Here is a 21,021-nt window from a genome sequence, read left to right as displayed (position 1 = left end):
TCGTCGCTCGGTCGACACACAGCAGTTCAGCTGCGCCACGAGCGCCGATCAGATCGAGACTGCTTGGACTCTGAACAAGCACAGAACTATGCACATGCACACTATAGAACACGGACCATGCGCATTCAAAGTTCCGTAAGTGTGCCAATCCCCGTTCTTGTGCATAGTTCTGTGCAAGAATGTCCGCATGAGCATCTATAGCAACGCGACTGCACACGTCGGGTTCGTTCCCAAGTGGACTCTCGCAGATCGTCTGAAAAAAGCACGTGAGAGCTCCGCACTCGATCAGGGAGATCTCGCCGCTCGGATGGAACTCAGCAGAAATGCGGTTTCAGATGCGGAACGGGGCAAATCGACACCACGGAAAGCAACGATCGCAGCCTGGGCACTTGCCACGGGCGTCGATCGCACTTGGCTGGAGACAGGAATCGCCCCCACCAATGATGGTGGAGGCGATATGGATGAGAGCCACCTGCGAGAATCGAACTCGCGACCCCTTCATTACGAGTGAAGTGCTCTACCGACTGAGCTAAGGTGGCCAATGCCTCGCGGCACCGCCGAACAGACTACCAGAAGTTCAGCCGGATTCACCATTCGCAGCACGACTCGCGCACTACTCGCAGCGCAGCCCGTCGGCCGGCTGCTCGCCGCTGACAAGAAAGCGTTCGACCGCACGCGTGATGCATGTGGAGGCCGTACTGCTGTATGCCGTGTGCCCTTCGCCCACGTTCGTCACGAGAAAGCCGTGATCGAGCTGGTCGGCCAGCGACTGAGCCCAGGCATACGGCGTCGCCGGATCGCCGGTCGTGCCGATCACCATGATGGGGGCTGAGCCGGTCGCACTGACTCTGTGCGGCGTTCCCGTGGGCGGCACCGGCCACCCACTGCACATCGCCGTGCCGTTCGCCTGAAACTGACCGAAGACCGGCCCAGCCGCACGAATGCGCTCGTTCAGTCGCTGCACTCCTTCTGGAGTCTGGTCGGCAGGCATGTCGATGCAGTTGACCGCGGTGAGCACCTCGGTGGAGTTGTCTTCGTATGTGCCGTCGGCCGAGCGCGAGTTGTACTGGTCTGCCAGCGCCATCGCGCTTTGAGCATCGCCCTGGCTGACACGGGTGATCGCCCGAGCCAGCGTGCCCCACTGCGAGCGCGAGTACAACGCCGAGCTGATCGCGGTGACCATGGTGTCGCTGCCCAGTCGGCGGCCGTCAGACACCGAGAGCGGATGCTGGTCGAGTCCGGCGATCAGGGCAGCCAGCTGGGTGGCGGCGGCGTCTGGCGTGCCGGTGAACGGGCAGGAGGCATTCGATACACAGTTCTGCAGAAATGACCGCGCCGCCGATTCGAACCCGCCGACCTGTTCGACGAGCATGTCTTCAGACGACAGCGACGGGTCGACGGCGCCGTCGAGCACGAACGCCCCGACCCGTTCGGGGAAGAGATCGGCGTATGTGGCGCCGATCCGCGTGCCGTACGAGTAACCGAGGTAGTCGAGCTGTGGCTGCCCCAGGACCGCCCGGAGCACGTCGAGGTCGCGGGCGACGCTTGCCGTGTCGACGTGCCCGAGGAGTGTGCCGGTGTTGGCCTGACAGGCCTCGCCGAACGCTTTCGAGTTCGCCTCGGACTCGGCGATGTATGCCGGGGTGCCTCGCGGCGAGGCCGGCAGGTCGTAGAGGTAGTGGTCCATCTGCGTCGCGTCGACGCAGCGCACCGGCGTGGACTTGCCTGCGACGCCCCGCGGGTCGAAGGTCACGATGTCGAACTCGCGCTGCAGCGCCGACCCGAAGAAGTAGTCGCGGTACGACTTGTCTGTGGCGTACTGCAGGGCAGGGGCTCCAGGGCCGCCGGGATTCATCACCAGGGCTCGATGGTGCCCGCCGCCGTCGGCCGCTTTTCGGGCGAGGGCCACCGAGACGGTGTCGCCCTGCGGCTGCGACCAGTCGAGTGGCAGCGTGAGCGCCCCGCAGTCAGCGCCGTCGCCGCAGTCTGACCAGTCGATCTGCTGACCGTAGAACCCCTGCAGCTCGGCGGGCGCACCCTGCGTCGGGTCGAAGTCGTCTGCCGCGCCGGTGCCCGGGCCGAGAGCGCATCCGCCGAGCGCGAGCGCCAGGGCGACGAGACCGACGAGCGCAGCCAGCGCCGGTCTCGTTCGAAACGCTGTCTTCGCTCTGGTCACTGCAGCACTCCGGGCACCAGGCTCACCAGGTACGCGTCGAGCACCAAGGCCGGCGACACATTGTGCGCCAGCTGGCCTCTCGCCTGTTCGGTGGCGTCGATGCCGGCCAGCAGCTGGGCTTCGGTGTAGCGCCGTGCGAAGGTCTGCAGCTCGTCGACCAGGTCGGCGTTGATGAGCTGCTGCCCGCTGCCCAGCTTCGACAGCAGCGCGTCTCGCAGCAGTGCCTGCGCGTCGGTGAGCACACGGTCGACGCCGTCGGCCAGCGCGCGCTTCGAGCGACGCTTCCAGTTGTCTTCGGCCTCGCGCAGCTGTGAGCGCAGCTTCGGCGGCACCCGGTCGTCGGGGCCGAGCCCCATCTGGCGCATGAGCCTGGCGCGCTCCTGCTGCTCTTCGTCGCCGACCAGCGCGGTGGCGTCGTCTTTGGCGATCTGCAGCAGCTGTCGAGAAACGGCCATAGCTCGACTCAGCCGATCGATGCTCAGAATGCCGGTGAGCGACGAGCGTCGCCGCTCACGCGCCGCCGAATCTGTGGCGAGACGCCGCGCCATGCCGATGTGCGACTGCGCGGCGCGGGCGGCCAGCAGGGCGAGGTCGCGGCTCACGTTCGACTCGCTGGTGAGCAGGTCGGCGATGGCGTCTGGCGAGGGCGTGCCCAGACGCACGATGCGCACGCGCGAGCGAATCGTCGGCAGCAGATCGGCCTCGCCCGGTGCGCAGAGAATCCACACGGTGCGATCAGGCGGCTCTTCGAGCGATTTCAGCAGCACGTTCGAGGTGTGCTCGCTCATGCGGTCGGCGTCTTCGATGACCTGGATGCGCCATCGCCCCACCGACGGCGACAGCTGCGACTGGCGCACGATGTCGCGCACCTCGTCGATGCTGATGATGACCTTGTCAGTGCGCACCACCTGCACATCTGGGTGTGTGCCTGCTTCGACCATCACCCGCTGGTGGTCTGGATCACTGGCGCCGATTGCCTGCAGCTCGGCGGCGAACGCGAGCGCGGCGACCGACCGCCCCGACCCGGGCGGGCCGGTGAACAGCCAGGCGTGCGTCATCACTTTGGGATCATCGGCATGTGCGATGGTGTGCTCGAGCTGGGCGACGACCTGCGGCTGGCCGACGAGTCGCCGGCTCAGTGACGCGGATGCTGCGGGTGCGTTCATGTGGGGAGCCTAGCGTTCGCCACTGACGTCGGTACCGGCAGCGACCTGTGCGATCAGCAGTCGTGTCACGGTGCGGCGGATGCGGTCGGCGATCCTGTCGACTGGCAGTCGGGCGTCGACGATCTCGAAGCGCCGGGGTTCGGCGGTCGCCAACGCGAGAAAACCATCGCGCACACGTTGGTGAAAGTCTGCACGCTCGCGCTCCAGGCGATCCCGTTCGCCGGGTTCGGCATCCACCCGCGATGCCGCCTGGGCGATCGGCAGGTCGAGCAGGACGGTCAGATCGGGCAGCAGTGCGTCGGTCGCCCAGAGCGACAGATCACGAATCTCATTCGCGAGCAGGCGCCGTCCGGCCCCCTGATAGGCGATCGACGAGTCGAGATACCGGTCTGAGATCACGACAGCACCGCGCTCGAGACCGGGCCGCACCACCTGATCGACGTGCTGGGCGCGGTCTGCGGCATAGAGCAATGCCTCGGCGCGCTCCGAGACCGAGCCGTCAGTGTGCAGCAGCAGATCGCGCAGGCTGCCGCCGAGCGGCGTCGCGCCCGGCTCGAAGGTCGAGACCACTTCATGGCCGGCTTCGGTCAGCCAGTCGCGCAGCAGGGCCAGCTGCGTCGATTTGCCCGCCCCGTCAATGCCCTCGACGGTGACGAAGAGGCCGCGTCGCTCAGCCGTCTGGGTCACTGGCCGGCGCTCTCGCCGTCGCCTGCGGTGGCAGCCTTCTTGGCCGCCGTCGGCTTCGCCGAAGCGCTCTTCGTCGTGGCCGTCTTCTTGGCAGTGGCGGTCTTCGACTTCGCGGTAGCGCTCTTCGACGCGGTCGTCTTCTTCGCCGCCGTCTTTCGTGCGGTCGTCTTCTTCGCCGGCGTCTTCTTCGCCGGTGCCTTCCGGGTGCGCTTCTTCGCCGGCCCCTTCTCGCGTTTGATGGCGAGCAGCTCGACAGCGCGCTCGAACGTGAGCTCTTCGGCGTTCTCGGCCTTGGGCACGGTCGCGTTGATCTCGCCGTCGGTGACGTAGGGGCCGAAGCGGCCGTTCTTCACGACGATCGGCTTCTCACTGACCGGGTCGGGCTTGTCGAACTCGCGCAGCGGCGGAGCCGCCGCACGTCGACCGCCGTACTTCGGCTGCGCGAGCAGCTCTTTCGCCTTCTCGAGGTCGATCGAGAAGATCGAATCCTCGTCAGGCAGCGAACGCGTTTCTTTGCCATGTTTGAGGTACGGCCCGTAACGACCGTTGAGCGCCTCGACCGGAACGTCGTCGACCTCGCCGACCACGCGCGGCAGCGAGAGCAGCTTCAGGGCGACGGCCAAGTCGACCGTCGCCGGCTCCATGCTGCGAAACAGCGATGCCGTCGGCGGTTTGACCCCCTTGGGCCACTCCTCACCCTCGGGCAGCGTCTCGGTGACATAGGGCCCGAAACGACCGGCCTTCACGACCACGGCGTGCCCGCTCTCGGGGTTCACCCCGAGTTCTCGGTCGCCGCTCGGGCGCTCCATGATCTCGACCGCCTTCTCAGCGGTGAGCTCGTCAGGCTCGAGGCCGTCGGGCAGACTCACCCGCTTCGGGGTCTCCTCCCCGTCAATCTGCTGCTCGAGATACGGGCCGAACTTGCCCATGCGCAGTGTGATCGCGTCGGTGATGGGCGTCGAGTTGATGCCACGGGCGTCGATCTCGCCCAGGTTGTCGATGACCGAGCGCAGGCCGGGGTGATCGCCCTCACCGAAGTAGAACTGGCTGAGCCAGTGGCGGCGGTCTTCCTGACCGGCGGCGATGCGGTCGAGGTCGCCCTCCATGCCAGCGGTGAAGTCGTAGTCGACCAGCGAGGCGAAGTGCTGCTCGAGCAGACGCACCACGGAGAACGCGACCCACGTCGGCACCAGGGACTGCCCCTTGGGCGTCACATAGCCGCGGTCGACGATGGTCGAGATGATCGCCGCATACGTCGACGGGCGCCCGATGCCCAGCTCTTCGAGGGTCTTGACCAGGCTCGCCTCGGTGTAACGCGGCGGCGGCAGCGTCTCGTGCTGCTTCGACTCGGGTTCGATGACCGAGACGAACTGGCCCTGCGCGAGCGCCGGCAGTCGGCGTTCTCTGGCGGCCCGTTCAGCTGCGGCGTGGCGGTCGGCGTCGCGGCCCTCTTCGTAGGCGTCGAGAAACCCGCGGAACGTGATGACGGTGCCTGAGGCGGTGAACTCGCTCTTCACGCCCTTGCCCTCGTATCGCAGCGTGGCCGTGGCGGTCGAACCGGTCGCATCCGCCATCTGTGACGCGACGGTGCGCTTCCAGATCAGGTCGTAGAGCTTCAGCTCATCAGCGCGCAGACTCGAACGCAGGTCGTTGGGCAGCCGGAAGTGATCACCAGACGGACGGATCGCCTCGTGCGCCTCTTGCGCGTTCTTCGACTTGCCGGTGTAGACGCGAGGTTTCTCGGGCACCGAGTTCTCGCCGTAGAGAGACTTCGCCTGGGCACGGGCGGCGGTGACCGCCTGATGCGACAGAATCGGCGAGTCGGTTCGCATATACGTGATGTAGCCGTTCTCGTACAGCCCCTGCGCCAGGCTCATCGTCTGCCGTGCCGAGAAGCGCAGCTTGCGCGCGGCCTCCTGCTGCAGCGTCGAGGTGGTGAAGGGCGCTGCCGGGCGGCGGCGATACGGCTTCGATTCGACGGATGCGACCTCGAGCCGCGCTGATTCGAGTGCGGTCGTGAGCGCCGTGGCCTCGTCACCGGTGAGCACATGGGCAGCGGTCTTCAGTTCGCCTCGATCGCTGAAGTCTCGCCCCGTCGCGATCTTCACACCGTTGTAGCTGACCAGCCGGGCCTCGAACTCGGTCTCGTCTGCGTCGGCCTTGGCCTCGACGACGACGTCCCAGTACTCGGCTGAGCGGAAGGCGATGCGCTCCCGCTCTCGGTCGACCACCAGACGCGTCGCCGCAGACTGCACACGGCCCGCAGAGAGACCCGGGCCGACCTTGCGCCAGAGCACCGGCGAGATCTCATAGCCGTACAGACGGTCGAGGATGCGTCGGGTCTCCTGCGCATCGACCAGCGCGGTATTCAGCTCTCGGGTAGCCTCTTTCGCCTTGGTGATCGCCTCTTTGGTGATCTCGTGAAAGACCATGCGCCGCACGGGGACCTTCGGCTTGAGCACCTGCAGCAGGTGCCAGGCGATGGCCTCTCCCTCGCGATCCTCATCAGTTGCGAGGTAGAGCTCGTCGGCACCCTTCAGCGCTCGGCGCAGCTCGGCAACGGTCTTCTTCTTCGAACTGCTGATCTCGTAGTACGGCTCGAACCCGTGGTCGACGTCGACCGAGAACTTGCCGAGCGACCCCTTCTTCAGCTCTGGCGGAAGGTTCTTGGGCTCGATGAGGTCACGCACGTGACCGACCGAGGCGAGCACTGTGTAGTCTTCGCCGAGATACTTGCCGATGGTCTTCGCCTTGGCTGGAGACTCGACGATGACCAGCCTCTTCGTATGTGCCACTTGAGATTCCTCACCCCGCGCACTAGCGGTGTTCCTGCGGTCGCAGCTCGCCCGGCGACCTTGGGATTCAGCCTGCCGTCAGTTGCGACTCGTCGTTCCACAATATAGGGGAGCGTTCTCGGTTCCACAAAGACGGCTCTCGACCCGTGCTCTGCAACACCCAGACGATTCGGTGGAGTCCGGCCACGGAATCACCCTGCGAACGCAGAATCGCCCCGCGAACAGCGTCACGCACCAGAGCCGCCACGGGCGTGGTCTTTCTCACTGCGCCCCGCATGGGCCGTGGCGGTGACCCGACCGAGCAACGAGTCACGAGTCAGTGTGACGAGCATGCCGCGTTCGGTCTCGCCGCACGACGCCGCTGTCGCCGCATGAGCCGCGGCAACGCGCTCTGCTCGCGCGCACGGAACGTCTGCGATCAGCCCGCGCTGCGCATCAGCGGCCTGCAGGGCGGCGATGCCCGCAGCCGCGCGCACTTGATCGTGCTGGCTCTGCGCCGCCATGACACTCGCCAGTGCTGCCAGCAGCGTCACCGCAACGACCAGCATGACGATGCCAACGGCCATGCTGCCTCGTTCCGCGTCGTTCTTCATCGTTCGTTCGCGCCTCAATCTCTGCTCATCAGCCTTCGCCTTCATCGTTCGCTCCTCATCTCTGCTCATCGGCCTTCGCGCGGCACGCATACCCGTTGTACGACGTCGATCGGCAGCGCGCCGAGCACACGCTGCGTCGAGTTCGCGCGCACGCAGACCAGGTCGCCTTGGTCGGAGATCTGCAGCGTCGCGTCAGGCTGCACCTGTGCGGCGATGCTGCGCGCCTGAGTCGGAGTCTCGCCGCGCCCCAGACTTCGTGCGGCGGCCGCAGCGGCCTCAGTGGTCGTGGTGATGCGTGCCGACGCCGCGCCGGTGCCGAGCACGAGGCCCAGCACCAGCACGACGACGGGCAGCACCACGGCCAGTTCTGCGGTGGCGGATCCTCGCTCACGCTCGCAGGCATCCCCAGAGGTGTCTTCGGCACGCTCGGTCATGACGCTGCTCACGATCTGTCTCGGGCGCCGCTCTACGGCGCCGCGTTGAGCGCATTGCGAACGAGGCTGGTGAGTACTCCGCGCACCTCGTCGCCGCGAAGGATGACCACCAGCACACCCGCGAAGCCCACTGCGGCGAGCATCGCGATGGCGTACTCCGCAGTGGCGGCTCCATTCTGCTGCGGACGCGACCTGAGCTCGTTCAAACGCTGCAGCGCCAGCGCAGCCGCTGCCGCCGCGACGTCGGTGACTGCCAGCGAGACGCGCAGCAACAGAGCGCTGGCGATGGCGCGCAGAGCTCGGCGGCCATGTGGCTCTGCCGGGTCAGACGCTGTGGTGATCGTCGACATGGTGTCCTCTTTTCTTCGATGTGCATTTCTGTGATGCGTCGGGGCTGAACCCGGCTGCACTTCCAGCGTCGCGGAAGCCGAGAGGAGAGAGTCGGGATACGTGACCGCTGTGCACAGATCAGTGCAGATCGGCGAATGTGGAGAACAGAATCGACGCGATCATCGGCAGCACGGTGACCACGATGAAGGCCGGCAGCGAGCAGACGCCCAAAGGCAGCAGCAGCAGTGTCTCGAGCCGGGCGGCACGCACCCGCAGTGCGGCCGCGCGCATGCGGGCCACGTCGTCGAGCTGACCGTCGAGCAGCCCCAACAGCGGCACACCGGAGCGCTGCCAGAGAGAGACCAGGCGATCGAGCCGCGCGCGCTCGTCGTCTCGGTGGGCGTCGAGACCGGCGCGGGTCAGCATCCGCTCGCTCAACTCGATCGAGCTGTCGGCGGCGTGCCCCGCCCGAACGCCCAACGACACCATGAGCAGCAGCATGCCGTCAGAGTCGTCAGGCGGCTGCAGCGAAGCGAGCAGCCTCTTCTGCCAGCGAGCGCCCACCAGCATCAGCACCAGCGCCACGACGAGGCAGCCCCACCCGAACGGCGTACCGAAGAGCACGCCGAGCGAGTCGACGCCGAGCAGCGCGCCCAACAGCACGCCGACCAGCGGCATCGCCTGCAGCAGACGAGCCGTGGACGTCGGACCGGATGCGGCGATGCGGGACTCGATCTCGATGCGCTCGAGTTGCTCGAGCATGCCGGACATACGCCGCAGCGCGTCTGACAGCGGGGCCCCGGCTCGTTCGGCGATGCCCCAGACCGCCGCGATGCGGCGCCAGCTGCGAACCGACTGCTGCAGCGCTCGCCCCCGTTGCTCGGCGAACCGGCGTGGTGCATGCGACAGCCGCGCCGTCGCATCGAGCAGCGACGCCGAGGCGCCATGCTGCCGAACTCTGGGCAGCGCCTCGGCGAGCACTTCGCCGTCGAGACCGCCGACGCCGTCGGCCACGAGTTCGAGTGCTCGCTGCGGTGAGACCCCCGCAGCGACGAGAGCGGAGAGTGCGCTGAGGGCCTCGGCCGTGCTGCCGAGCGAGTCAGTCATCGGCCCGGCGCGTGCATGGTGCGGTTGGCCGGTCTGGCTGCCCCTGAGCGCTCGGACGTTCAGGATCGGCGGTCAGGACCCGTGCGACGAGCAGTCCGTCTGCGTCGACTTCGAGACGCCCGACCTGCTCGAGCCGGCGAGCACCGGCGCTGCGCCCGAGGTGCAAGACGAGGTCGAAGGCGCTGGCAGCCTGACGAGCCAGGGCTCTTTCGCTGATGCCTGACATCAGCGCCATCGCCTCGAGCCGAGCCGGCACGTCGGCGACCGAGTTGGCGTGCAGGGTGCCCGCCCCGCCCCGATGCCCCGTGTTCAGTGCGGTCATCAGCAGCATCAGCTCGGGCCCACGACACTCGCCGACGACGATGCGATCGGGACGCATGCGCAGGGCCTGGCGCAGCAGGACGTCGAGGCCGACTGCTCCGAGACCGTCAGCATTGGGCTGCCGCGCCTCGAGTTGCACAACGTGCGGGTGCCGCACATCGAGCTCGGCGACGTCTTCGACGCAGATGATGCGCTGATCATGCTCGACCAGCTGCAACAGCGCTCGGAGCAGCGTCGTCTTGCCGGTGGCGGTCGCGCCCGTGATGAGCAGATTCGCGCCCGAGCAGATGGCGTCGCGCAGCAGCCTTTCGTGCCCGGCGACGATCATGCCGGTGTCAAGCAGTGAGTCGAAGTCGCGCAGTCCACGCTGAGGCACGCGCACCGAGAGTTGGACGCCGCCGACCGCCACCGGTGGCAGCACCGCATGCACCCGCAACTCGCCCAGTCGCACGTCGACGAAGGGCGTTGCATCGTCGAGATGGCGCCCTCCCGCGGAAATGAGCGAGACCGCGAGCGCCCGCAGCTGTCGCTGCCCGCTGAGGCGCAGCGGCACGCGCTCGACGCCTTCGCCCCGATCGATCCAGATCTCATCGGGAGCGGTGACGAGCACATCGGTCACTCCGGCGCGGGCGATCAGCGTGCGCAGCGGACCGAACGCACCAAGCGTCTCGGCATCGAGAGAGGGGCGGTGTCTGTGCGGCATGCGCCCATCCTGCAGGGGTCTGCCTGCGTCGGCGACAGACGAAAGCGACCTGTGCACAGCTTCATGGCGTGAACCAGTCTGTGCACAGGTCGCTGGGCGGTGAAGGCCGCCCCTTCGGCGTCGGGCTGCGGCCGTCAGCTGGTGCCGGTCGGACACCAGCGTTCGGCCAGAGCGATCAGTCGGCAGCGATCAGTCGGCGATGAGTTCGACCGTGATCTCGACCTCGACCGGGGAGTCAAGCGGCAGCACGGCGACGCCGACGGCGCTGCGCGCGTGCGCTCCGGCCTCGCCGAAGACCTCGCCGAGCAGCTCGCTGACGCCGTTGATCACGCCCGGCTGGCCGGTGAAATCGGGCGCAGACGAGACGAAGCCGACCACCTTGACGACGCGCGCGATGCGGTCGAGGCCGCCTGCGGCATCCGCCGCCGCCGCGACCGCGTTCAGCCCCGCCGTTCGCGCCAGCGTCTTCGCCGCGTCAGGCGGCACCAGCCCCTCGCCGATGCCGACCTTGCCGGTCGCCGGCAGCTCGCCGTCGATGAAGGGCAGCTGCCCCGACGTGTGCACGAGGTTGCCGCTGCGCAGCGCAGGCACGTAGTCGGCGACCGGGGCCGCGACCGGAGGGAGGGTGATGCCCAGCTCGTCGAGTCTGGTGGTGAACGTCATGCCTGCTCCTCGATGGGTCGTTTGAAATAGCCGACGAGGCCGCCGGTGGGCCCCGCGACGATCTGGATCAGCTCCCATCCCTCGGATCCGAAGTTGTTGAGAATCTGCTGGGTGTTGTGGATGATGAGAGGGGCGGTGAAGTACTCCCACTTGACCATGACTGCTCCATTCATAGGATAATCGCGTAGCATCTAGCCTATGTCTTCTCACCTGCCCGCAAACCGGCGACGCTCCAGCCGCGCAATCGTGCGGTTCATCGCCGCATCAGCAGCGCTCGGCCTCGTCGCAGTCGGCATGTCGACACCTGCTCTGGCCATCGCCAGCGTGTTCGGCGCAGACGCGGTCAACATCGCGAAAACCCTGCCCGCATCACTCGCCAACGTCGAGCTGCAGAGCCCGTCGACGCTGTATGGCAAGCTCAACGGCCAGGATGTCGCCTTCGCCACGTTCTATGAGAAGAACCGCATCCCGCTGACAGCAGATCAGATGCCCGAGCTCGCGAAGAACGCGGTGGTCTCGATCGAAGACCCGCGCTTCTACGACCACGGTGGCGTCGACTTCGCCGCCGTCGCCCGTGCCGTGCTGCAGAATCAGTCGAGCGGCTCGACGCAGTCGGGCGCGTCGACGATCACCATGCAGCTCGTGCGCAACCTGCGCATCGAGGCGGCCGAGTGGGAGAACGACGAGTCGGCCATCAACGAAGCCCGTGAGGAGAGCGCCTCGCGAAAGCTGCTCGAGATGCGCTATGCGATCGGCCTCGAGCAGAACTATTCGAAAGAGCAGATTCTCACCAGCTACCTGAACTACGCCTCGTTCGGCGGCAACGTCTACGGCATCGGTGCCGCAGCCCAGTACTACTACGGCAAGAACGCCGCAGACCTGACGCTGCCCGAGGCAGCACAGCTGGTCAGCGTCTTTCCCTCGCCCAACGCCTACCGCGTCGACGCGCCAGAGAATCTCGACCGCGCGAAGGCCCGTCGAGACCTCGTGCTCAACCGCATGGTCGAGCACGGCTACATCGACCAGGCGACCGCGGATGCAGCCATTGCGACTCCGATCGAGCCGCACATCACGCAGCAGCCCCGTGGCTGCGAGGCGGCGACGCACAATGCGAGCTACTTCTGCGACTACGTCGTGAACCTGATTCGCAACGACTCCGCCTACGGCGACACCCCTGAAGAGCGCACGGCCCTGCTGCGCCGCGGCGGCCTGCAGATTCACACCAGCATCGACCTCGGCCTGCAAGACGACACCCAGGCGGCGATCGACAAGAACATCAACCGCAACGACAAGATCGGTGCGGCCACCACGGTTCTGCAGATCGGCACCAGCAATGTGCTGGCCATGGCGCAGAACCGCACCTTCTCGCAGACCGATGACGCCCAGGGCGACAACAGCCGAACCGCGATCAACTACAGCACCACGAAGGACGAGGGCGGATCGTCCGGCTTCCAGCCCGGTTCGACATACAAGGTGTTCACCCTGCTCGACTGGCTGAAACAGGGGCACTCGCTCAACGAGCGGCTCAACGCCCCCGCACCGACCACCCTGCGTCAGAAGGACTTCGCCGACCGCTGCAAGCCGGGCGGGTATGTGGGCACCTGGCAGCTCGACAACGCGGTGTCGAACATGCCGTCATCGTTCGACGTGCGCTACGCGACGAAGAACTCGGTGAACACCGGCTTCGCCGCGATGGCACAGCAGCTCGACCTCTGCGACATCAAGGACACGGCAGTCTCATTCGGCATCACCAAGTCGGCCAATGGCGAAGAGCTCGACCACGTGCCGACCAGCATCATCGGTGGCTCGGCCAACACGCTGGCCCCGATCCAGGTCGCAGGAGCGTACGCCGGCATCTCGAACGACGGCACGTACTGCACGCCCAAGGCGATTCTCAGCGTGGTCGACGGCAACAACGGCAGCGAACGCCCGACCCCGACGAGCCAGTGCTCCGAAGCCGTGACGCCGACGGTCGCGCGCACCGCGACCTCGGCGCTCCAAGGCGTCTTCGACAAAGACGGCACCGCCGGCCAGGCCAATCCCGGTGACGGCTCGGCCGTCGCCGGCAAGACCGGTTCGACTGACAGCTACCACCAGACCTGGCTGGTCGGCTACACGACCTCGACAGTCCAGGCAACCTGGATCGGCAACACCGGCACGACCAGCAACAAGGCCGATCTGCGGTACTACCGCATCAAGGGCGTGGCCGGCTGGAACGTGCGCTACACCATGTGGAAGGACATCCAGCGAGGCGTGCACTCCCGATACCCGGGCGCGGCATCGTTCCCGGCGCCTGATGACACCTCGCTGACCTTCCGCAGCACCGACATGCCCGACGTGACCGGGAAAACACCGGAAGAGGCGCAGCAGCAGCTCGAAGACGCCGGCTTCCAGGTGGCCATCTCGCCCGAACGCCGCCCCTCCGATTCTGTGCCTGCCGGCCAGGTCGTGGCCACCGATCCAGCCGGCGGAGGCCCTGCCGACGCTGGAGCCCTCGTGACCATCTACCTGAGTTCTGGCAAGGAAAGCGCGGCGAGCACCCCCGCAGACGGGTCGAGTGCCTCGCCGAGCGCCTCAGCGCAGTGATGGCCACGGCGAGGTCTGGGTCGCTCCAGCCCGGCGCCGAGAGCGACGCGAAGGCGCCCGGCCTGCGCACGTTCGCATCCGCGCTCGGCATCGCATCGCTGGCCGGACTGGGCGTGCTCGCGTACAGCTCGCTCATCGAGCGCAACAGCTTCGCGCTGCGCGAGTTCACGGTGCCCGTGCTGCCCGAGGGCAGTCAGCCTCTGCGGATGCTGCACGTCGCTGACCTGCATCTGGCACCGTGGCAGCGTGCGCGCGTCGCATGGACTCGTGATCTTGCCTCGCTGAAGCCTGATCTGGTCATCAACACCGGCGACAACTACGGCCATGCGGACGCACTGCCGGCGATTCTCGACGCTCTGGAACCGCTGTTGGACGTGCCCGGAGCCTTCGTCTACGGGTCGAACGACTCCTTCACGCCGATTCCGAAGAATCCCCTCTCGTACCTGCTGCACGCCAGCCACGTCGAGAGAGTGACGCCGGACATCGACACCGCAGCTCTCACGCACCGGCTCGTCGAGGCCGGCTGGCGCAATCTGAACAATCAGACCGCTCTGCTGACGGTGAAGGGCAGCCGGATCGGCCTGGTCGGCACCGGCGACGCCCACCTCGGAGGCGACGATCCTGAAGGGCTGCGCCGACGCATCACCGGTCTGCCCGCAGACGTCGATCTCACCCTGGGTGTGACGCATGCCCCCTATCAGCGCGTGCTCGACGGCTTCACGTCGATGGGCGCCGAGCTGATGCTCGCCGGCCATACGCATGGCGGTCAGGTGTGCCTGCCCCTCTTCGGCGCGCTGACCACCAACTGCGATCTGCCCCGGCCCTTCGTGAAGGGGCTGCACGAGTGGACGACCGGCGATCGCAGTTCGTGGCTGCATGTCAGCGCGGGACTGGGCACGTCGATCTACGCGCCCGTTCGCCTCAACTGCCGCCCCGAGGCCACGCTCCTCACGCTGGTCGCGCGAGATGCGGATGCTCAGGCGGCGGTCTGAGCTGCGGGCGTGACACCTCGCCGTTTCACGCGGCGGTGACGCCACATTGAAACTACGCCCCAGGATGGACTAAGCTGTAGCAGTTGCCGCTGATTCTCAGCGACGGGGTATAGCGCAGCTTGGTAGCGCGCCTCGTTCGGGACGAGGAGGTCGTGGGTTCAAATCCCGCTACCCCGACAGAAAGCCCCCGAGAAGATCTCACGATCTTCTCGGGGGCTTCTTTCATCGGTCTTCTGCGCCACAGTGCCTCAGCGCAGCGACCTGCCGAACTGGAGGGCGCGAATGATCTGCGCGACGCCGAGCACGATCGCCGAGACGCCCAGCAGCAGCCAGAGCACGGCAGCGCCCCACAGCGGCGAGAAGAGCAGGGTGACCCCAGCGATGATGCTGAGCACGGCGAAGATGATGCTCCAGGCCTTCGAGTCAGAGTCACCGACGAAGGCGAGCGCCACGACGCCCTCGACGAACCAGGCGATGCCCACGAGGATGCCCAGGACGATACCGAAGGCGGCAGCAGCCGAGCCGAGGTTGGCGAACGCCACGACGCCGACGATGATCATGAACACAGCCAGCAGAAGGTCACCGACTCGCCCCCAGCCCGACTGCTGTCTGCCGAAGACCGCAATCGCGCCGTAGACGAGGCCACCGACGATCGTGTAGATCGCGATGATGGCGACGGCCAGCTCGGCGCTGCGCCCTGGCCAGAACGTGATGGCGACACCGGCAAGCAGCGTCAGCACGCCGCTGATGCCGAGCGCAGTGCGAATCGACCCGATGCCCTTCTTGACGAGATCTGCATCGATGCTGTCTGACATGAGGTTCCTCTCAACGTCGCACCAGCCTGAGGCTCGGGAGGTTTCCTGTGCACTCGGCGGCGCGTGATGTCCGGCTTCCAGTCTACGGTCAGACACCCCTTTGTCGGCAGCTGGTTCAGCACCTGGTCGATGCGAATGCGCGCTCCGGGCGAGTGAATGAGAGCGGATGCTGCTAGCATGTGACGAGGCAGAGGACTACCCTGCGCTGTGGACGCGATACCCTGCCAGCGACTACGATCAGTTGGTGACTTCTGATTCTGCCGCTGGCTCTTCGTCTTCTCCCACATCTTCTTCATCTTCTTCTGCACCATCTGCTGATGCGATCGACGTGTCAGCTGCCAACGACACCGCTGCCGAGCACGCTCCGGCAGCTGAGGAGCACAACCTAGTGAACACCCCTTCCGACCGCCCTGCCGAGCCCGTCGAGCCTGCTGAACCTGCCGCAGAGGCTGCCGCAGCGACCGAGACCGAGGCGAAGACCGACGCTCATGAGACGACGGGCAACGCGTTCGCCGATCTCGGGCTGCCCAAGCCGCTGCTCGACTCGCTCGACGCCATCGGCTACGAGACGCCCTCGCCGATCCAGTCGGCCACCATTCCGACGCTGCTCGCCGGGCGCGACGTCGTCGGCCAGGCCCAGACCGGTACCGGCAAGACCGCAGCCTACGCACTTCCGATGCTGGCATCCGTCGACCCGCAGGTGAACGCACCGCAGGCGCTGGTGCTCGCCCCCACCCGCGAACTCGCGCTCCAGGTCTGCGAAGCCGTCGAACGGTTCGCGCAGAAGATGCCCGGCGTGCGCATTCTGCCGGTCTACGGCGGCCAGGCCTACGGCATGCAGCTCTCAGCCCTGCGCAAGGGCGTGCACATCGTCGTCGGCACCCCCGGGCGCATCATGGACCACATGAAGCGCGGCACTCTCGATCTGTCGCAGCTGCGCATGCTCGTGCTCGACGAGGCCGACGAGATGCTGCAGATGGGCTTCGTCGACGACGTCGAGACGATTCTCGCCAGCACCCCCGACACCCGACAGATCGCGCTGTTCTCGGCGACCATGCCGCAGCAGATCCGCCGCCTCGCCAAGACGCATCTGCATGACCCGGCAGAGATCACCGTCAAGACCAAGACGCAGACCAACACCAATGTGTCCCAGCGATTTCTCGTGGTCGCCGGTCGCCAGAAGCTCGACGTGCTCGCGCGCGTGCTCGAGGTCGAGGGCAGTGACGGCGTGATCGTGTTCGTGCGCACGCGAGGCGACACCGAGACGGTCAGCGAGCGCCTGCGCGCCCGTGGCTTCTCGGCTGCGGCGATCAACGGCGACGTGCCGCAGGCACAGCGTGAGCGCACCGTCGAGCAGCTCAAAAACGGCCAGATCGACGTGCTCGTCGCCACCGACGTCGCAGCTCGAGGCCTCGACGTCGAGCGCATCACGCACGTGATCAACTACGACATCCCGAGTGACCCCGAGTCGTACGTGCACCGCATCGGCCGCACCGGCCGTGCCGGGCGCACCGGTGCCGCGATCAGCTTCATCACTCCGCGCGAGCGCCGCCTGCAAGAGCAGATCGAGCGCACCACGCGCCAGAAGATGGACCGCATGTCGCTGCCGAGCGTCGACGAGGTCAACGAGTCGCGCCTGAGCCGTTTCGACGACGGCATCACCGAGGCCCTCGAGCGCGAATCCGAGATCAGCGAGCTGCGCGACGTGATCGACCACTATGTGCGCCACAACGACGTGCCCGAGGCCGATGTCGCCGCGGCGCTGGCGCTGGTGGCCCAGGGCGACCGTCCGCTGCTGCTCGATCCCAAGCGTGATCACCTCGAGGCGGTGCCGCAGCGCAACCGCGACGATCGCCAGGGCGGCTACAGCAAGGGCGGCTACAACAAGGGCGGCCACGGTCGCGGCGGCTACCAGGGCGGGCGCGACAACCGCGGCGGGTACCGTGGCGATCGCAACGAGCGTGGTGACCGGAACGACCGTGGAGATCGCGGCGGATGGCGCAACGACCGCAACGACCGTGGCGGCTACAAGGGCAGCCGACGCGACGGCGATCGGTTCGACAACCGACGCGACGACCGCCACGACGGAGAACGGCGCGGCGGATGGCAGGGTGACGACCGGCGCTCGGGTCACCGTGACGACCGGGGCGACCGCGACAACCGCGGAGGCCGTGGGGGCTGGAACCGCGACGACCGGCGCGACAACCGTGACGGCGGCGGTCAGCACGAGCATCGCGACAGCCGTGGCGAGGGCGACTCTCGGCGCGACGGGCACAGCGGCCCCAAGCGCCGCTGGACGGCCGACGACCGCGCCGCTCGCGACAAGGGTCGCGACGGCGGCAAGGGCAAGAGCTACCGCCCGGCCTACAAGAGCGACCGCCGCGACGGTCACAAGGGCGGGCCGAAGGGCGACGGCAACCAGACCTGGTGACCGACCAGAGCTCATGACAGCTGACAGACGCCGGGCAGGGGGGTCTCCCCCGCCCGGCGCGGTACGCTGGCCGCATGACTTCGCGCGCATCGCATCCTTCGTCTGACCTGCTCTCACAACGACTGCTGCACACCGGGCTGCCCTACGGCCTGCCCGACTTCGCCACGATCGGCGAAGACGACTACGAGCCGGCCATCAGCGATGCGCTCGTGCAGCACGACCGAGAGATCGCGCACATCATCGACAGCGACGAGGCCGCGACGTTCGAGAACACGATCGTGGCGCTCGAGCGCAGCGGGCACGCCCTCGATCGAGTGCTCTCAGTGTTCTTCAACCTGACGAGCACAGACGGCACCCCGGCGCTGCTCGATCTCGAGGAGCGCATGTCGAGCGTGCTCAGTGAGCATTACGATGCGATCTCGCTGAACCCACGGCTCTTCGAGCGGGTGCAGGCGGTCTACGAGCAGCTCGACGAGCTGACGCTGGATGCCGAATCGCGCTGGCTGGTCGAGCGGACGCATCTCGGGTTCGTGCGTGCGGGCGCGGGGCTGGAGTCTGCGGCGCAGCAACACCTGCGCGAGATCAACGCCGAGCTCTCGACCCTGAGCACCCGTTTCGGCACGAGGCTGCTGGACGACTCCAATGCGCTCGGGGTGGTGTTCGACGACCCGGCCGAGCTCGACGGGCTGAATGAGGCGGAGTTGGCCGCAGCATCCGCCGCCGCCGAAGAGGCGGGCTACCGCGGCAGGCACATGGTGGCCCTCGTGCTGCCGAGCGGGCACCCGTGGCTGTCGAAGCTCACCGTGAGGGCGACCCGCGAGCGCATTCTGCGAGCCTCGCTCGAACGCGGCGCGCATGGCGGCCCCAACGACACACGGGCGATCGCGGTGCGCATCGCTCAGCTTCGGGCGCACCGTGCCGAGCTGCTCGGCTACGCGAATCATGCCGAGTACGTGCTCGCCGACGAGACCGCGGGCAGCCTCGAGGCGGCAGACACCCTGCTGCAGCGACTGGCTCCGGCCGCGATGGCGAACGCCCGTGACGAGGCGCGCGAGCTGCAGAAGCTGATCGACGAAGCTGACGCCGACGAGGCCGACGGGGCGACAGGCTGCACGCTCCAGCCATACGACTGGCCGTACTACACCGAGCTGCGCCGCAAGCGCGAGTTCGACATCGACGCCGAGGCGCTGAGCGAGTACTTCGAGGTGGAGCGCGTCCTGCGCGACGGCGTGTTCTACGCTGCCGAGCAGCTGTACGGCGTGCATCTCGAAGAGCGGCCCGACCTGCACGGCTATCACCCTGCGGTTCGGGTGTTCGAGGTCTCGCGCACGCCTGTTGCAGAAGCCGACGCCGCAGCCCCGAGCCGCGAGGCCGTCGGTCTCTTCCTGCTCGATCTCTACGCCCGCCCGACCAAGCGCGGCGGCGCGTGGATGAGCTCGTTCGTCGACCAGTCCCGGCTGCTGAACGAGCGCGCGATCGTGGTGAACGTGCTCAACCTGGTGAAGCCGCCGGAGGGGGAGCCGACGCTGCTGTCGCTCGACGAGGTGCACACGCTCTTCCACGAGTTCGGCCACGGGCTGCACGGACTGCTCAGCGACGTGCGCTACCCGCAGTTCTCGGGCACCAACGTGCCGCGCGACTTCGTCGAGCTGCCGAGCCAGTTCAACGAGACGTGGGCACTGCATCCGGCGGTGCTGCCGCACTATGCGAAGCACGTGCGCACCGGCGAGGTGATTCCGCAGCAGCTCATCGATCGGCTGAAGGCGGCCGGCACGTTCAATCAGGGCTACGAGACCACAGAGTACCTGCAGGCCTCAGTCATCGATCTCGCCTGGCACTCGTTGTCAGCGGCTGCGGCGGATGCGCTGGTCGAGCCCGCAGCCGAGGCGGACGACGACGAGGTCGTGTCGCGTTTCGAGCAGCAGGCCCTGCTGCAGCGGGGGCTGGCCTCGAACCTCGTGCTGCCGCGCTACCGCACGAGCTTCTTTCAGCACATCTTCTCGGGCGGCTATTCGGCCGGGTACTACTCATACATCTGGAGCGAGGTGCTCGACGCCGACACCGAACAGTGGTTCGCCGAGCACGGCGGCCTGTCCCGCGAGGCCGGCGAGCACTACCGTCGTGAGCTGCTCACCCGCGGCGGCAGCCAGGACACCAAGAAGACCTATGTCGAGTTCCGTGGTGCGGATGCCGCGATCGAGCCGCTGCTGAAACGTCGCGGCCTCGCTGCACGCGTCTCTCACTGAGAATCGAGCAGGGCGAGCAGATCTGGTGATTCCAGTGGTTCTGGCGGATCCGGATCGACCAGACTCTCGACATCGATGTCGTCAGGAGGCGTCTCGAAGCCCGGCCCGTGGCGGATGGGCCCGGTACATGGCGCGAAGTTCTGGTGGACTGCGCCGGTCGGACTCGTCCACAGGAGGTCGGCATCGTCGTTGACGTGCATCACGTGCCAGCCGGAATGATGCTTCATGACATGATGCCGTCGACACAGGCACGCCGGATTGCTCGCGCCGGTGGGCCCGCCCCACTGCCAGTCGATCGTGTGATCGATCTCGCAGTTCTGCGCCGGCACCGCACACCCGGGGAATCGGCAGGTCTGGTCACGCTCGCGCACGAACCTCGCGAGCGCTGCCGGCGGCCGATAGACGCTGCGCCCGACTTCGAGCACCTGCCCGGTGGCCGGGTCGGTGAGGATGCGGCCCAGACCATCTGCGGAAGCGGCGAGTTCGAGTGCGGTCACCGGGTCGATCGCACCGTAGCCGCGCAGCTCAGCCGTCGCGCCCGAGCTGATGACGGGGTGGCCGGCGATCTCGTCGATCAGCAGGTCAACCGGAACGACCGCCTGCACCTGTGCGTGCACGCCCTCGCCCAGTCGCGGCAGGTGGGCTCGGCCAGAGTCTCGGCCCGAACTGTCGGAGTCTCGGCCCGCGCCGCCGGCATCCCGGCCAGTAGTGCCCAGAGCGACGGAACCGCCTTCGGCTGTCGAGGCGCCACAGGTGCCATGCACCAGCAGGTCTCGCACCACATCGGCGTGCAGCTGTGAGAACGTTCGCCGGTCGTCAGCGGGCGGGCGGCGAGCCAGCTCGCGCTGCCCCGAGCACGCCGACTCGACCAGACCGGCAAGTGCCGCTGCGCTGGGAATCGGGCTTCTCGTGTGCATGGCCAGAGTCTGACAGCACCCACTGACATTGACACTGGTTGTGCTGTGTTTCGGATCTG

At 67.2% G+C, this 21,021-nt stretch carries 18 protein-coding genes and 2 tRNA genes; 6 read left to right on the top strand and 14 right to left on the bottom strand.

Annotated elements, in window-relative coordinates; translation table 11 throughout:
* Nucleotides 1–187: 187 nt before the first annotated feature.
* Nucleotides 188–511, top strand: a complete 324-nt coding sequence (locus LRX77_RS10595; RefSeq protein WP_442961620.1) for a helix-turn-helix domain-containing protein — start codon at nucleotides 188–190, stop codon at nucleotides 509–511.
* On the opposite strand, the gene LRX77_RS06745 is transcribed toward LRX77_RS10595, so the two are convergent.
* The 12 genes from LRX77_RS06745 to LRX77_RS06690 all read right to left on the bottom strand — a co-directional run bounded on the left by LRX77_RS06745 (nucleotide 467) and on the right by LRX77_RS06690 (nucleotide 11,133).
* Nucleotides 467–539, bottom strand: a tRNA-Thr gene (locus LRX77_RS06745). The two genes, LRX77_RS10595 and LRX77_RS06745, sit on opposite strands and share 45 nt — an antisense overlap.
* 74 nt (nucleotides 540–613) lie before the next feature.
* On the bottom strand, nucleotides 614–2,176 hold the full coding sequence (locus LRX77_RS06740) for an alpha/beta hydrolase (protein ID WP_231832144.1): 1,563 nt from the start codon (nucleotides 2,174–2,176) through the stop codon (nucleotides 614–616).
* Nucleotides 2,173–3,342, bottom strand: coding sequence for a DNA polymerase III subunit delta' (locus tag LRX77_RS06735; protein WP_231832143.1), 1,170 nt, complete (start codon nucleotides 3,340–3,342; stop codon nucleotides 2,173–2,175). The genes LRX77_RS06740 and LRX77_RS06735 overlap by 4 nt, the downstream gene beginning before the upstream one ends.
* A 9-nt stretch (nucleotides 3,343–3,351) precedes the next feature.
* Entirely contained in the window at nucleotides 3,352–4,029 is a 678-nt protein-coding gene (gene tmk, locus LRX77_RS06730) for a dTMP kinase (RefSeq protein ID WP_231832142.1), read from the bottom strand.
* Nucleotides 4,026–6,824: a type I DNA topoisomerase gene (gene topA / locus LRX77_RS06725; RefSeq protein WP_231832141.1), complete on the bottom strand. Its 2,799-nt coding sequence runs from the start codon at nucleotides 6,822–6,824 to the stop codon at nucleotides 4,026–4,028. Before topA ends, tmk begins: the two co-directional genes overlap by 4 nt.
* Before the next feature lie 227 nt (nucleotides 6,825–7,051).
* Entirely contained in the window at nucleotides 7,052–7,417 is a 366-nt protein-coding gene (locus LRX77_RS06720) for a hypothetical protein (RefSeq protein WP_231832140.1), read from the bottom strand.
* Nucleotides 7,418–7,482: 65 nt separating this feature from the next.
* Nucleotides 7,483–7,851 (bottom strand): TadE family type IV pilus minor pilin, encoded by a 369-nt coding sequence (locus LRX77_RS06715; protein ID WP_231832139.1) that lies wholly within the window; start codon nucleotides 7,849–7,851, stop codon nucleotides 7,483–7,485.
* Nucleotides 7,852–7,883: 32 nt separating this feature from the next.
* Nucleotides 7,884–8,201, bottom strand: a complete 318-nt coding sequence (locus LRX77_RS10520; protein WP_331716145.1) for a DUF4244 domain-containing protein — start codon at nucleotides 8,199–8,201, stop codon at nucleotides 7,884–7,886.
* Between the two features lie 118 nt (nucleotides 8,202–8,319).
* The gene (locus LRX77_RS06705; protein WP_231832138.1) at nucleotides 8,320–9,288 is read right to left on the bottom strand and encodes a type II secretion system F family protein; all 969 of its coding nucleotides are present in this window, start codon (nucleotides 9,286–9,288) and stop codon (nucleotides 8,320–8,322) included.
* Nucleotides 9,281–10,369 carry a TadA family conjugal transfer-associated ATPase gene (locus tag LRX77_RS06700; RefSeq protein WP_331716144.1) on the bottom strand — a complete coding sequence of 363 codons (1,089 nt, stop codon included), beginning with the start codon at nucleotides 10,367–10,369 and terminating at the stop codon, nucleotides 9,281–9,283. Before LRX77_RS06700 ends, LRX77_RS06705 begins: the two co-directional genes overlap by 8 nt.
* Nucleotides 10,370–10,501: 132 nt before the next feature.
* Nucleotides 10,502–10,975, bottom strand: a complete 474-nt coding sequence (locus LRX77_RS06695) for a RidA family protein (protein WP_231832136.1) — start codon at nucleotides 10,973–10,975, stop codon at nucleotides 10,502–10,504.
* Nucleotides 10,972–11,133, bottom strand: coding sequence for a DUF4177 domain-containing protein (locus tag LRX77_RS06690; RefSeq protein WP_231832135.1), 162 nt, complete (start codon nucleotides 11,131–11,133; stop codon nucleotides 10,972–10,974). The genes LRX77_RS06695 and LRX77_RS06690 overlap by 4 nt, the downstream gene beginning before the upstream one ends.
* Before the next feature lie 40 nt (nucleotides 11,134–11,173).
* On the opposite strand from LRX77_RS06690, the gene LRX77_RS06685 reads away from it, so the two are divergent.
* From LRX77_RS06685 to LRX77_RS06675, 3 genes are all read left to right on the top strand, one after another.
* A complete protein-coding gene (locus LRX77_RS06685) occupies nucleotides 11,174–13,561 on the top strand; it encodes a transglycosylase domain-containing protein (protein ID WP_231832134.1) in 2,388 nt (795 codons plus the stop codon).
* Nucleotides 13,561–14,553, top strand: a complete 993-nt coding sequence (locus tag LRX77_RS06680; protein WP_231832133.1) for a metallophosphoesterase — start codon at nucleotides 13,561–13,563, stop codon at nucleotides 14,551–14,553. Before LRX77_RS06685 ends, LRX77_RS06680 begins: the two co-directional genes overlap by 1 nt.
* A 103-nt stretch (nucleotides 14,554–14,656) precedes the next feature.
* Nucleotides 14,657–14,730 (top strand) — tRNA-Pro (locus tag LRX77_RS06675).
* Between the two features lie 71 nt (nucleotides 14,731–14,801).
* Here the strand turns inward: LRX77_RS06675 and LRX77_RS06670 are convergent.
* A complete protein-coding gene (locus tag LRX77_RS06670; protein WP_231832132.1) occupies nucleotides 14,802–15,368 on the bottom strand; it encodes an HdeD family acid-resistance protein in 567 nt (188 codons plus the stop codon).
* 166 nt (nucleotides 15,369–15,534) lie between these two features.
* Here LRX77_RS06670 and LRX77_RS06665 point away from each other — a divergent pair, with 166 nt between their 5' ends.
* Together LRX77_RS06665 and LRX77_RS06660 are read left to right on the top strand one after the other, a co-directional pair.
* On the top strand, nucleotides 15,535–17,799 hold the full coding sequence (locus LRX77_RS06665; protein ID WP_442961615.1) for a DEAD/DEAH box helicase: 2,265 nt from the start codon (nucleotides 15,535–15,537) through the stop codon (nucleotides 17,797–17,799).
* A 74-nt stretch (nucleotides 17,800–17,873) separates the two neighbouring features.
* Nucleotides 17,874–20,045 (top strand): M3 family metallopeptidase, encoded by a 2,172-nt coding sequence (locus LRX77_RS06660; RefSeq protein WP_231832131.1) that lies wholly within the window; start codon nucleotides 17,874–17,876, stop codon nucleotides 20,043–20,045.
* Here LRX77_RS06660 and LRX77_RS06655 read toward each other — a convergent pair.
* On the bottom strand, nucleotides 20,039–20,962 hold the full coding sequence (locus LRX77_RS06655) for an HNH endonuclease signature motif containing protein (RefSeq protein WP_231832130.1): 924 nt from the start codon (nucleotides 20,960–20,962) through the stop codon (nucleotides 20,039–20,041). The genes LRX77_RS06660 and LRX77_RS06655 overlap by 7 nt on opposite strands.
* Nucleotides 20,963–21,021: the final 59 nt, after the last annotated feature.

Origin of the sequence: Pseudoclavibacter sp. 13-3 (genome assembly GCF_021168475.1) — a bacterium.
GTDB lineage: Bacteria > Actinomycetota > Actinomycetes > Actinomycetales > Microbacteriaceae > Pseudoclavibacter_A.
This window is presented reverse-complemented; position numbering and strand designations above follow the sequence as displayed.